The organism is Bradyrhizobium sp. USDA 4461, assembly GCF_054055655.1.
The window spans coordinates 5,880,612-5,894,468 of record NZ_JBSRXM010000001.1 but is presented as its reverse complement, the minus strand read 5'-3'; the positions used below and the strand labels follow the sequence as shown (position 1 = coordinate 5,894,468).

Annotated in this window: 5 protein-coding genes; all 5 read right to left on the bottom strand. The window is 64.1% G+C overall.

Features of this window, described 5'->3' with window-relative positions:
• Window positions 1-34: 34 nt before the first annotated feature.
• The 5 genes from ACVINW_RS27520 to rplL all read right to left on the bottom strand — a co-directional run bounded on the left by ACVINW_RS27520 (window position 35) and on the right by rplL (window position 13,817).
• Window positions 35-2,098 (bottom strand): ABC transporter ATP-binding protein, encoded by a 2,064-nt coding sequence (locus tag ACVINW_RS27520; protein ID WP_456754193.1) that lies wholly within the window; start codon window positions 2,096-2,098, stop codon window positions 35-37.
• Window positions 2,099-2,307: 209 nt separating this feature from the next.
• Entirely contained in the window at window positions 2,308-4,368 is a 2,061-nt protein-coding gene (locus ACVINW_RS27515; RefSeq protein WP_456754192.1) for an FAD-dependent oxidoreductase, read from the bottom strand.
• 180 nt (window positions 4,369-4,548) lie between these two features.
• On the bottom strand, window positions 4,549-8,751 hold the full coding sequence (gene rpoC / locus ACVINW_RS27510; protein ID WP_456754191.1) for a DNA-directed RNA polymerase subunit beta': 4,203 nt from the start codon (window positions 8,749-8,751) through the stop codon (window positions 4,549-4,551).
• A gap of 128 nt (window positions 8,752-8,879) precedes the next feature.
• Window positions 8,880-12,998: a DNA-directed RNA polymerase subunit beta gene (gene rpoB, locus ACVINW_RS27505; RefSeq protein ID WP_456754190.1), complete on the bottom strand. Its 4,119-nt coding sequence runs from the start codon at window positions 12,996-12,998 to the stop codon at window positions 8,880-8,882.
• A gap of 441 nt (window positions 12,999-13,439) precedes the next feature.
• Window positions 13,440-13,817, bottom strand: a complete 378-nt coding sequence (gene rplL, locus ACVINW_RS27500) for a 50S ribosomal protein L7/L12 (RefSeq protein ID WP_456754189.1) — start codon at window positions 13,815-13,817, stop codon at window positions 13,440-13,442.
• Window positions 13,818-13,857 lie beyond the last annotated feature (40 nt).

Below are 13,857 nucleotides of genomic sequence, written 5' to 3'. Positions count from 1 at the left end.
GATCATCAGGCGCTGCGCATCCGCACCGCGGGCGTCACGCCTCCTCGTCTTCGTCCTCGTCTTCTTCATCATCATCGTCATCATCCGCGTCGGCGTCATCCTCGTCGTCCGCGTCATGATGCGAGAGGCCCTGGTCGTCCCACAGCTTGCGGTAGACGCCGTTGCGGGCCAGCAGTTCCTGGTGCGAGCCGCGCTCGATCGCCCGGCCGCCGGATATCACGATGATCTCGTCCATCTCGACCACCGAGGTCAGGCGGTGCGTCGACCAGATCATGGTGCGGCCTTCGGCGACCTTGAGCAGCGTGCGGTTGATCGCGGCTTCGGTGGTCTGGTCGAGCGCCGAGGTGGCCTCGTCGAGCAGCAGCACCGACGGGTTGCGGATGATCGCGCGCGCGATCGCGATGCGCTGCCGCTGCCCGCCCGACAGCGTATCGCCGCGCTCGCCGACCGGCGTGTCGTAGCGTTGCGGCAGGCTCATGATGTAGCGATGGATCTCGGCCTTCTTCGCGGCGTCCTCGACTTCCGCGTCGGTGGCGCCTTCCTTGCCGAGCCGGATGTTCTCGCGGATCGACATGTTGAACAGCATGTTCTCCTGGAACACCACCGCCATGTTGGCCCGCAGCGACTCGCGCGTCACCCGGCGGATGTCGACGCCGTCGATGGCGACGCGGCCTTCGTCCGGCACGTAGAGCCGCAGGATCAGGTTGATCAGCGTGCTCTTGCCGGAGCCGCTGGGGCCGACGATCGCAATGCTCTTGCCGGCCTTGAGCTTGAGGCTGAGATTGTCGAGCACCGGCGTCTGCGCTCCCTCATACTGGAAGGTGACGCGGTCGAACGAGATGTCGTTGGTGATCCGCGGCAAGTCCGGCGCCCCGGGACGGTCGGCGCCGCGGGTCGGCTCGTCGAGCAGTTCCTGGATGTGCCGCACCGCCGCCGCCGACGAGATCGACACCGGGATGAAGTGCATGAGATGGGCGATGTTATACGACACCTCCCAGAATGCGCTCTCGAAGGTCACGAAGGTGCCGACCGTGATCTGGCCCTTGGTGGCGAGATAGGCGCCGATCGCCAGCACCACGAGGTGCAGCAGCAGCACCGCGATGGTGACGGTGCGCTCCACCATGGTCGACAGGAACATCGCCGAGGCGGCCTTGGCGCGGACGTCGCGGTTGCGCAGCGTGAACCAGCCGAGCGCCCGGCGTTGCAGGTTGAACGCCTTCACCACCGCTTGCGCGGCGACGTTCTCCTGCACGGTGCCGAGCAGCGCGGCTTCGTTCAGCTTCTGCTCGTAATTGGCCTGCACCGCCTTCGGCGTCAGGATCCGCGGCCCGATCAGCGTGATCGGAAACACCAGCAGCGCGACCGCGGCGAGCTGCCAGTTCAGGAACAGCATCAGGATGATGCCGGCGATCAGTTCGAGGCCCGGCAGCGCCGCGCTGTTGGCGAAGGTCTTGACCGAGCCCTCGAAGGCAGAAAGGTCGATCGAGAAGCGCGACAGGATCTCGCCGCGCTTGGTGCGCGCGAAATAGGCCGACGGCAGGTTCTGGACGTGCTCGAAGATCCGGGTCCGGACGTCGGCGATGATGCCGGCGGCAAGCCGCGCATCCCAGCGCTCGTACCAGACCGCGATGATCGAGGTGACGATGCCGGCCACCGCAAGCACGCCGAGGATCTTGTAGAGGGCCCCGAAATCCTCCTCGCCGAGCGCATCGTCGATCAGGAATTTCAGGCTGAGCGGCATGATGACGTTGAACAACGTCTCGACCAGCACGCCGAAGGCGACGAAAGCGAACGGCTTCCGGTAATTCGCCAGGATCGGCCTGATGAAGCCGAAGATCGTGGAGAGCGCGCCGGCGGCTTCCTTGGCGGTGTAGACGACGAGATCCTCGTCGTCATCATCGTCATCGAGCTCGAACTCGTCGTCCTCGTCCTCGTCATCTTCGTCGTCGTCAGCCGGAGCCGCGGCCGGCTTCGCGGAGGCCGCCGCCGCGGGCGGACCGGCCACGGCTACGGGCTTCTTCTTCAGCTCGGGATCGTCAGCCGGTCGATTCGGATCGTCCGATGCAGGAGGCCTTGATGCAGGAGGTCTTGGCGCCATGAAACCAACCGATGCTCCACGGCCGGCATGACCGCAAATCGAAACCGCAGGCGGCGAGCGCCGCGGCGCGATCCTATGCGATCAGGATGAATTCGGCAAAGCGTTTGGAACGGCCGCACCGCCCCACGATCGCGAGGACGCGCTGTCGCAGCCTTACAGTTGGTTGACGCAAGGTCGATCGCTTGCGTCAGAGCCGTCGATCGTTGCCGCTAGTCGTCGAGGTCGGACTCGACCTTGTCGAAGAACGAATAGCGCAGGCTGTCGGAGTCGGCGTACCACTGCCCCGGCCCCTTGTTGGCGGCCAGCGTCAGCGTCCACAACGCGTCGGTGCAGTCGCGGCGGTGCATCGACAGGTCGAAGCCGTTGCCGAAGAACAGTTCCGACCACTCCCACCAGGTGCCGAGCTTCTTCACCCCGCGCAACAGGTCGTAGCGATCGATCACCGCCGGCGCCATGTCCGAGGTCACTGACGCGAACACGACGCCGGTCTTGACCACGCGGTTGAGCTCGCGGACGCCGCGCACCACCTGCTTCTCGCCGAGATGGCACAGCGAGGTCTCGAACACGAAGTCGAACTCGTTGTCCTTGAATGGCATGTCGGCGATCGAACCGAGCTTGTTGTACTTCCTCAGCGCCTTCGGCGTCTTGCCGTGGATGTAGCGGTTGTTCTCGATGCCCCAGGCATCGATGCCGCGCTCGCGCAGCGCGCCGATCAGCTCGCCGCTGGCCGAGCCGGCGATCAGCAGCTTGTAGCCCTTCGCCCTGCCCCACACGGTCTTGATCAGGTCGGTCAGATAGGCCGGGTCGGTGAAGTCGCGCCAGACTTCGCTGTAGGGGCCGGCGCCGCGATAGTTCTCGAAATAGCTGCGGTCGATCTTGTCGGACCGCGCGCCCTCGTCCTGCGCGCGGGCGCGGCGCAGCCGCATCATCTCGGTGACGACGATGTCGGTCGCGGCATCGGAAGAATCCAGCAGCCCGTTCAGCGTCGAATCGAACAGATAGTCGCCGACGACCACGATGCCGGGATGCTGTTTCGGCTCGGGGCGATGGTTGGTCATGACGTCGCGCACCGGCAGGCCGCCCGGCAGCGCGTTGACCGAGGACAGCCAGCGATGGATCTTGCCCTCGAGGAAGTGCTCGCGGGCATCGCCGAGCGAGGCCGGCAGCGACTTCAACGCGGCGTCGATCAGCTCCTGGTCGGAGAGATTTGCGAAGGCCAGCGCATCGGAGCCCGCGATCAGCCAGTTCAGCACGCCGTGCCTGCCGACGTCGTGGCGCGCGCCCTCGTTGTAGACGCAGCAGCCGCCGAACGCTTCCGACATGAACCAGGCGCCCGGGATCTTCTCGCCCCAGAACGGCTCGTCGAACAGGATCGAGACGCGCAGATAATGCGCCGGCCGGTCGAAATAGGCGACGTGCTTGACCATCGACTTGCGCAGCTCTTCGCCGTCCCAGCGCATGGTCGCGAGCCAGGAGTGCGGCAGGCACACCAGCACGAGGTCGAAGTCGCGCGTCTCCGGCCCCTTGCCGTTCATCATGTTGAGCTGGTAGCGGCCCTGCTCGGTCTTGCCGACCTTGAGCACGCGATGGTTGAGCTGGATGTCGGCATTGACTTCGGAGCGCAGGCAATCGATCAGCTGCTCGTTGCCGTTCTGGATCGAATACAGGCCGATATAACCGTCGACGTCCATCACGTAGTTCTTCAGCGCGTTGAGGCCGTTGGTGTTGTGGCTCTCGGTCGCGAGATCGGAGCGCGCCATCACCTTGAAGAACCGCTTGGCGGTCGCGTCCTCGACCTCCTCGTCGAGGACCTGCTCGGCGGTCTTGTAGGCCCACGGATGCTCGTTGTCGTGGGATCCGACGCCTTCGTAATATTCGATCGGCGACACCAGCTCGGTGCAGCGCTTGCGGAACGCCTCGATCGCGGCCGCGGTCTTCGCCCCGTATTTGCGGCGCATGCCGGGAACGTCGGCCAGCAGCTCGCCGTCGAGCTGCACCTGCTCGGCATCCATCGGGATCGTCTGCAGCCCGAAATGCTGGATCAGCTCGCGCAGCGGGTCCGGACCCGTCATCGAGTAGTCATAGATCTCGGCAACGCCGGCCTCATACATCGCAGGCGCGCTGTCGAATTTGCGCGTGACGATCTTGCCGCCGAGGCGGTTCGACGCCTCGAAGATGGTGATGCGGCAGAGGTCGCCGAGTTTGCGCTTCAAATACCAGGCGCTCATCAGCCCCCCGGGGCCGCCGCCTACAATAGCCAAGTCGAGCATATCGATTCCGTCGTCTCCGGCGCGAGCCAAACGGCCGGTCTAAGTCACCCTAGCAAAGGCACTTTTTTGCCTGAAGGAAAGATGAACAAACTGCGTCCCTGCACCGCAGCAGGGAAAGAAAGCAGCAAAAAGGCCGGCTAAGCGCCGGCCTTCTCGCCATATCCGTAGTCTTGCGGATGCCTATTCCGCGGGCGGCAGCGCCAGCGGCTCGGCTTCCGGAGCCGTCGGCACGATCGCCGCCTGCTGCTTCTCGCGCTCGTCGAGGATCAGCTTGTCGCGCTTGACCGCGACTTCGCGGATCCGCGCCATCGAGGCGCCGGTGCCGGCCGGGATCAGGCGGCCGACAATGACGTTCTCCTTGAGGCCTTCGAGCGGGTCGATCTTGCCGTTGACGGCAGCCTCGGTGAGCACGCGCGTGGTCTCCTGGAACGACGCCGCCGAGAAGAACGAGCGGGTCTGCAAGCTCGCCTTAGTGATGCCGAGCAGAACCGGCGTACCCGTGGCGGGCTTCTTGCCCTCCTCCTTGGCCTTGGTGTTGAGCGCGTCGAACTCGATCTTGTCGACCTGCTCGCCCGAGATCATGTCGGTGTCGCCCTGGTCGGTGACCTCGACCTTCTGCAGCATCTGACGGACAATCACCTCGATGTGCTTGTCGTTGATGAGCACGCCCTGCAACCGGTAGACCTCCTGGATTTCGTTGACCAGATAGGCAGCGAGCTCCTCGATGCCCTTGATCGCCAGGATGTCGTGCGGCGCCGGATTGCCTTCGACGATGAAATCGCCCTTTTCGACGATGTCGCCGTCCTGAAGGTGGATGTGCTTGCCCTTCGGGATCAGGTACTCGCGCGGCTCCTCGGTCTTGTCCATCGGCTCGATCGAGATGCGGCGCTTGTTCTTGTAGTCGCGGCCGAAGCGGATCGTTCCCGCGGTCTCCGCGATGATCGCCGCATCCTTCGGCTTGCGAGCCTCGAACAGTTCCGCCACCCGCGGCAGACCGCCGGTGATGTCACGCGTCTTGGCGCTCTCGGTCGAGATACGCGCCAGGATGTCGCCGGGCATCACCTTGCCGCCGATGTCGACCGACAGAATGGCGTCGACCGACAGCATGTAGCGGGCATCGCCGCCACGCGCGAGCTTCATCACCTTGCCGTCCTTGCCCTTGACCACGATGGCCGGGCGCAGGTCCGAACCGCCGCGCGTCGTGCGCCAGTCGATGACCACGCGCTTGGCGATACCGGTCGATTCGTCGAGCGTTTCCGAGATCGACTGGCCTTCCACCAGATCCTCGAAACCGATCGTACCCTCGACTTCGCTCAGCACCGGGCGGGTATAGGGATCCCACTCGGCGATGCGCTGGCCACGCTTGACCATGTCGCCTTCGTCGACATGCATCTTCGAACCGTACTGGATACGGTGGGTTGCACGCTCGGTGCCGTCGGCATCGACGATCGCAACGACCATGTTGCGGACCATCGCGACCAGGCTGCCTTCGCTGTTGCGGGCGATGGCCTTGTTCTTGATCACGATCTTGCCGTCGAAGTTCGATTCGACGAACGACTGCTCGTTGAGCTGGGCGGCGCCGCCGATGTGGAACGTGCGCATCGTCAGCTGCGTGCCGGGCTCACCGATCGACTGCGCCGCGATGACGCCGACGGCCTCACCGTGGTTGACCGGGGTGCCGCGGGCCAGGTCGCGGCCGTAGCACTTGGCGCAGATGCCGTTGATCAGCTCGCACGTCAGTGCCGAACGGATCTTCACTTCCTGGATGCCGGCCTGCTGGATCGCGTCGACGTGGCTCTCCTCCATCAACGTGTCGCGCTTGACGACGACCTCGTTGGTGGCGGGATCGCGCACGTCATCGCAGGCCACGCGGCCCAGGATGCGCGAGCCGAGCGAGGCGACCACGGTGCCGGCGTCGACGATGGCGCGCATCTTGATGCCGAGCGTGGTGCCGCAATCGGTCTGCGTGATGATGCAGTCCTGCGCGACGTCGACCAGACGGCGGGTCAGGTAGCCCGAGTTCGCGGTCTTCAACGCGGTGTCCGCGAGGCCCTTGCGGGCGCCGTGGGTCGAGTTGAAGTACTCGAGCACCGACAGACCTTCCTTGAAGTTGGAAATGATCGGCGTCTCGATGATCTCGCCCGACGGCTTGGCCATCAGGCCGCGCATGCCGGCGAGCTGGCGCATCTGGGCCGGCGAACCACGCGCACCGGAGTGCGCCATCATGTAGATCGAGTTGATGTCGGCATCCGCGCCCGCCGCCGTCTTCTTGGTGGACGAGATCTCCTTCATCATCGCCTTGGCGACTTCTTCACCGGCCTTCGACCAGGCGTCGACGACCTTGTTGTACTTCTCGCCATGGGTGATCAGGCCGTCATTGTACTGCTGCTCGAAATCCTTCGCCAGCGTACGGGTCTGGTCCACGATCTTCCACTTCGACGCCGGCACGACCATGTCGTCCTTGCCGAACGAGATGCCCGCCTTGAAGGCGTTGTAGAAGCCGAGCGCCATGATGCGGTCGCAGAAGATCACAGTCTCCTTCTGACCGCAGTGACGGTAGACCTGGTCGATCACGCCGGAGATCTCGCGCTTGGTCATCAGCTTGTTGATGATGTCGTACGAGATCTTGGTGCTCTTCGGCAGCAGATTGCCGAGCATGACGCGGCCGGCGGTGGTTTCGATCCACCGCTTCGACATCTTGCCTTCCTCGTCCATGCCTTCCCACCGGTACTTGATCTTGGTGTGGAGGTGGATGACCTTCGAATGCAGGGCGTGCTCGAGCTCGGCCATGTCGCCGAAGATCTTGCCTTCGCCGGGCAGGCCTTCGCGCATGATCGAGACGTAGTAGAGGCCGAGCACGATGTCCTGCGACGGCACGATGATCGGCTGGCCGTTCGCCGGATGCAGGATGTTGTTGGTCGACATCATCAGGACGCGCGCTTCCAGCTGCGCTTCGAGCGACAGCGGAACGTGCACGGCCATCTGGTCGCCGTCGAAGTCGGCGTTGAAGGCGGCGCAGACCAGCGGATGCAACTGGATCGCCTTGCCTTCGATCAGCACCGGCTCGAACGCCTGGATGCCCAGGCGATGCAGCGTCGGCGCGCGGTTGAGCAGCACCGGATGCTCGCGGATCACCTCGTCGAGGATATCCCAGACCTCCGGACGCTCCTTCTCGACCAGCTTCTTGGCCTGCTTCACCGTGGTGGACAGGCCCTTGGCGTCGAGCCGCGAGTAGATGAACGGCTTGAACAGCTCGAGCGCCATCTTCTTCGGCAGGCCGCACTGATGCAGGCGCAGCTCGGGACCGACCACGATCACCGAACGGCCCGAATAGTCGACGCGCTTGCCGAGCAGGTTCTGGCGGAACCGGCCCTGCTTGCCCTTCAGCATGTCGGCGAGCGACTTCAAGGGCCTCTTGTTGGCGCCGGTGATGACGCGGCCGCGGCGGCCGTTGTCGAACAGCGCGTCGACGGCCTCCTGCAGCATGCGCTTTTCGTTGCGGATGATGATGTCGGGCGCGCGCAGCTCCATCAGCCGCTTCAGGCGGTTGTTGCGGTTGATGACGCGGCGATACAGGTCGTTGAGGTCCGAGGTCGCGAACCGGCCGCCGTCGAGCGGCACCAGCGGACGCAGGTCCGGCGGAATCACCGGAACCACCGTCATGATCATCCATTCCGGCTTGTTGCCGGAGACGCGGAAGGCCTCGACGATCTTCAGACGCTTGGCGAGCTTCTTGTGCTTGATGTCGGAGTCGGTCTCCGCCATGTCGGCACGCAGCGTCGCCTCGAGCTTCTCGAGCTCGAGACCCTTCAGCAGCTCGCGGATCGCCTCGGCGCCGATCATGGCGGTGAAGCTGTCCTGGCCGTATTCGTCCTGGGCCTTCAGATACTCGTCTTCCGACAGCAGCTGACGGTCCTTCAGCGCAGTCAGACCCGGCTCGAGCACGACGTAGTATTCGAAGTACAGGATCCGCTCGAGATCCTTCAGCGTCATGTCGAGCAGAAGGCCGATGCGCGACGGCAGCGACTTCAGGAACCAGATGTGGGCAACGGGAGCTGCCAGCTCGATATGGCCCATGCGCTCGCGCCGGACGCGCGACAGCGTCACCTCGACCGAGCACTTCTCGCAGATGATGCCCTTGTACTTCATCCGCTTATACTTGCCGCACAAGCACTCGTAGTCCTTGATCGGCCCGAAGATGCGCGCGCAGAACAGGCCGTCGCGCTCCGGCTTGAAGGTACGGTAGTTGATGGTCTCCGGCTTCTTGATCTCGCCGTAGGACCAGGACAGAATCTTCTCCGGAGACGCGATCGAAATCCGGATCTGGTCGAAGACCTGGGCCGGCGTCGTCGGATTGAAAAGATTCATAATCTCTTGATTCATGGTCTTCTCCTCGCGTGCCGATCGTCACCGGCAGCAAATTCGAAAGTTTTATTCAGCGCGCACCCCACTCAACGTCCGGGCGGGGCGCGAAGGCCCGGCGCTTGCGCGCCGGGCGTCAATCACAAGCGTTACTCGGCGGCTTCCGACGTCGGCGCCGGTCCCACCTTGGAATTGTGCAGGTCGACGTTGAGGCCGAGCGAGCGCATTTCCTTGACCAGCACGTTGAACGATTCCGGAATGCCGGCCTCGAAGGTGTCGTCGCCGCGCACGATTGCCTCGTACACCTTGGTACGGCCCGCGACGTCGTCCGACTTCACGGTCAGCATCTCCTGCAGCGTGTAGGCGGCGCCGTAGGCTTCCAGCGCCCAGACCTCCATTTCGCCGAAGCGCTGGCCGCCGAACTGCGCCTTGCCGCCCAGCGGCTGCTGGGTCACGAGCGAGTACGGACCGATCGAACGCGCGTGGATCTTGTCGTCCACGAGATGGTGCAGCTTGAGCATGTAGATGTAGCCCATCGTCACCTTGCGATCGAACGCATCGCCGGTGCGGCCGTCATAGACGGTCGACTGGCCGGAGGCGTCGAAGCCCGCGAGCTTCAGCATCTCCTCGATGTCGGCTTCCTTGGCGCCGTCGAACACCGGCGTCGCGATCGGCACGCCGTGGCTCAGATTGCGGCCGAGTTCGACCAGCTCGTTGTCGTTCAGCGACTTGATGGTTTCATCCTCGCCGTAGATCTTCTTCAGGGTCTCGCGCAACGGCTTGAGATCCTGCTTCTGATAGTAGGCGTCGATGGTCTGGCCGATGCGCTTGCCGAGGCCGGCGCAGGCCCAACCGAGATGGGTCTCGAGGATCTGACCGACGTTCATGCGCGACGGCACGCCGAGCGGATTGAGCACGATGTCGGCATGGGTGCCGTCCTCGAGGAACGGCATGTCCTCGATCGGCACGATCTTCGACACCACGCCCTTGTTGCCGTGACGGCCGGCCATCTTGTCGCCGGGCTGGATCTTGCGCTTCACCGCGACGAAGACCTTGACCATCTTCATCACGCCGGGCGGCAGCTCGTCGCCACGCTGCAGCTTCTCGACCTTGTCGAGGAAGCGCTGCTCGAGGCCCTTCTTCGACTCGTCGTACTGCTTCCGCATGGCCTCGATCTCGGCCATCAGCTTGTCGTTCGGCGAGGCGAACAGCCACCACTGCGACTTCGGATACTCGTCGAGCACCGCACGGGTGATCTTGGTGTCCTTCTTGAAGCCCTTCGGGCCGGCGATGCCCTGGCGGTTCTCCAGGAGCTCGGCGAGACGGTTGTAGACGTTGCGGTCCAGGATCGCCTGCTCGTCGTCGCGGTCCTTGGCCAGACGCTCGATCTCTTCCCGCTCGATCGCCAGCGCACGCTCGTCCTTGTCGACGCCGTGGCGGTTGAACACGCGGACTTCCACGATGGTGCCCTGCACGCCCGGAGGCACCCGCAGCGAGGTGTCGCGGACGTCGGAGGCCTTCTCGCCGAAGATGGCGCGCAGCAGCTTCTCTTCCGGCGTCATCGGGCTCTCGCCCTTCGGCGTGATCTTGCCGACCAGGATGTCGCCGGCGCGGACTTCCGCACCGATGTAGACGATACCGGCTTCGTCGAGGTTCTTCAGCGCTTCTTCCGAGACGTTCGGAATGTCGCGGGTGATTTCCTCGGGCCCGAGCTTGGTGTCGCGGGCCATCACCTCGAACTCCTCGATATGGATCGAGGTGAAGACGTCGTCCTTCACGATCCGCTCGGAGAGCAGGATCGAGTCTTCGAAGTTGTAGCCGTTCCACGGCATGAACGCGACCAGCACGTTGCGGCCGAGCGCGAGTTCGCCGAGATCGGTCGACGGACCGTCAGCGATGATGTCGCCCTTCTTGACGATGTCGCCGACCTTCACCAGCGGACGCTGGTTGATGCAGGTCGACTGGTTGGAGCGCTGGTACTTCATCAGCCGGTAGATATCGACGCCCGACTTGGTCGGATCGAGATCCTCGGTGGCGCGGATCACGACGCGGGTGGCGTCGATCTGGTCGATCACGCCCGAGCGGCGCGCGGCAATCGCCGCGCCGGAGTCACGGGCGACCACGCCTTCCATGCCGGTGCCGACGAACGGCGCCTCGGCGCGAACCAGCGGCACCGCCTGGCGCTGCATGTTCGAGCCCATCAGCGCGCGGTTGGCGTCGTCGTTCTCGAGGAACGGGATCAGCGCCGCGGCGACCGAAACCAGCTGCTTCGGCGACACGTCCATGTAGTCGACCTTGTCCGGCGTCACCGGCAGCACTTCGCCGGCGTGACGGCAGACCACCAGATCGTCGGTGAAGCGACCCTTGGCGTCGAGCGGCACGTTGGCCTGCGCGACGCGATAGCGGCCCTCTTCCATCGCCGACAGATAGACCACCTCGTCGGTGACCCGGCCGTCCTTGATCTTGCGATAGGGCGTCTCGACGAAGCCGTACTTGTTGACGCGCGCGAACGTCGCCAGCGAGTTGATCAGGCCGATGTTCGGACCTTCCGGCGTCTCAATCGGGCAGATACGGCCGTAATGCGTCGGATGCACGTCGCGGACTTCGAAGCCGGCTCGCTCGCGGGTCAGACCGCCCGGGCCGAGCGCCGACAGCCGCCGCTTGTGGGTGATCTCCGACAGCGGGTTGGTCTGGTCCATGAACTGCGACAGCTGCGAGGAACCGAAGAACTCGCGCACCGCGGCGGCCGCGGGCTTGGCGTTGATCAGGTCCTGCGGCATCACGGTGTCGATATCGACGCTCGACATGCGCTCCTTGATCGCGCGCTCCATGCGGAGCAGGCCGATCCGGTACTGGTTCTCCATCAGCTCGCCGACCGAGCGCACCCGGCGGTTGCCGAGGTGGTCGATGTCGTCGATCTCGCCCTTGCCGTCGCGCAGGTCGACCAGCGTCTTGATCACCGCCAGGATGTCTTCCTTGCGCAGCGTGCGATGGGTGTCGGGCGCATCGAGCTCGAGGCGCATGTTCATCTTGACGCGGCCGACCGCGGAGAGGTCGTAGCGCTCGGCATCGAAGAACAGCGACTGGAACATCGCCTGCGCCGAATCCAGCGTCGGCGGCTCGCCCGGACGCATCACGCGGTAGATGTCGAACAGCGCGTCCTCGCGCGTCATGTTCTTGTCGGCCGACAGCGTGTTGCGGATGTAGGCGCCGACATTGACGTGGTCGATGTCGAGCAGCGGCAGGTCCTTGTAGCCCTGCTCGTTCAGCACCTTGAGCGACTTCTCGGTGATCTCCTCGCCGGCCTCGGCGTAGATCTCGCCGGTCTTCGGGTTGACGAGGTCCTCGGCAAGATAGTTGCCGACGAGTTCCTCGTCCGACATCCGCAGCGCCTTGAGGCCCTTCTCCTGCAACTGGCGCGCCTGGCGCACGGTCAGCTTCTTGCCGGCCTCGAGCACCACCTTGCCGGTGTCGGCGTCGATCAGGTCGTTGACGGTCGAATAGCCGCGGAAGCGGTTGGCATCGAACGGCACGCGCCATCCGTCCTTGGTCCGCTTGTAGGTGATCTTCTTGTAGAAGGTCGACAGGATCTGCTCGCCGTCGAGACCGAGCGCGTACATCAGCGAGGTCACGGGAATCTTGCGGCGGCGGTCGATGCGCGCGAACACGATGTCCTTGGCGTCGAACTCGATGTCGAGCCAGGAACCGCGATACGGAATCACGCGCGCGGCAAACAACAGCTTGCCGGACGAATGGGTCTTGCCCTTGTCGTGGTCGAAGAACACGCCGGGCGAACGGTGCATCTGCGAGACGATGACGCGTTCGGTGCCGTTGACGACGAAGGTGCCGTTCATCGTCATGAGCGGGATATCGCCCATGTAGACGTCCTGCTCCTTGATGTCCTTGACCGACTTGGCGCCGGTTTCCTCATCGATATCGAACACGATGAGGCGCAGCGTCACCTTGAGCGGCGCAGCGAAGGTCATGCCGCGCTGGCGGCACTCGTCGACGTCATATTTCGGCTGCTCGAACTCGTAGCGCACGAATTCCAGCATCGAGGTGCCGGAGAAGTCCGAGATCGGGAACACCGAGCGGAACACCGCCTGCAGGCCCTCATCGAGGCGACCGCCGGCCGGCTCGTCGACCATCAGGAACTGGTCATAGGACGCCTTCTGAACCTCGATGAGGTTCGGCATCTCGGCGACTTCCTTGATGTGACCGAAAAACTTGCGTACGCGTTTGCGACCGGTGAATGTCTGCTGCGCCATCGTGGCCTCTCATTTTCGTCGCCTTTGTGGGGCGAACCTTCCGGGAGCGACTGCCATCGGCCCCGGGTTGAATTTCGAATCGTCCCGAAGGAACGAAGCGCAAAGTCAGGAATTAAATCCCCGGCCCGGCCCCCATTGCCTCCAAAACGCAAAACGACGCGCGGGGCGCATCACTGCACCCGCTCGTCCAAACGCTCCGCTTTACGGACTGAAAAAGCCCGAAATCTGACTGTCTCCCAACGGCTTCCGCCAGGGACCCTGCCGCCCCCGCCGCCTACCGTGTTTTTCCGCTGCCAACCCGATATGGGATGGCAATAAAGGAGATTCGAGGGTTAAGTCCACGGATCCCCACACTTTTTTGTGTCCAACGCGCCACGCGACAACCTGTCGCACGGCGTTTGCATGGCCCGGGAGCGCCCAGAGGCGCTCCCGGATCGCGTATTACTTGAGCTCGACCTTGGCGCCAGCCTTCTCGAGCTGGGCCTTGATCTTGTCGGCTTCTTCCTTGTTGACGCCTTCCTTGACGGGCTTCGGAGCGCCTTCGACGAGGTCCTTGGCTTCCTTCAGGCCCAGGCCGGTGATGGCGCGGACTTCCTTGATGACTTCGATCTTCTTGTCGCCGGCCGAGGCCAGCACGACGGTGAAGTCGGTCTTCTCTTCAGCCGGAGCAGCGGCAGCGCCACCAGCAGCCGGGCCGGCAACCGCGACGGCGGCAGCGGCGGACACGCCCCACTTTTCTTCGAGGAGCTTGGCGAGTTCGGCCGCTTCGAGCACGGTGAGGCTCGAGAGGTCGTCGACGATTTTCTGCAGATCAGCCATTGTTCAGTTCCTTAAACGTTTGGTTCGAACCAGGTTTGAG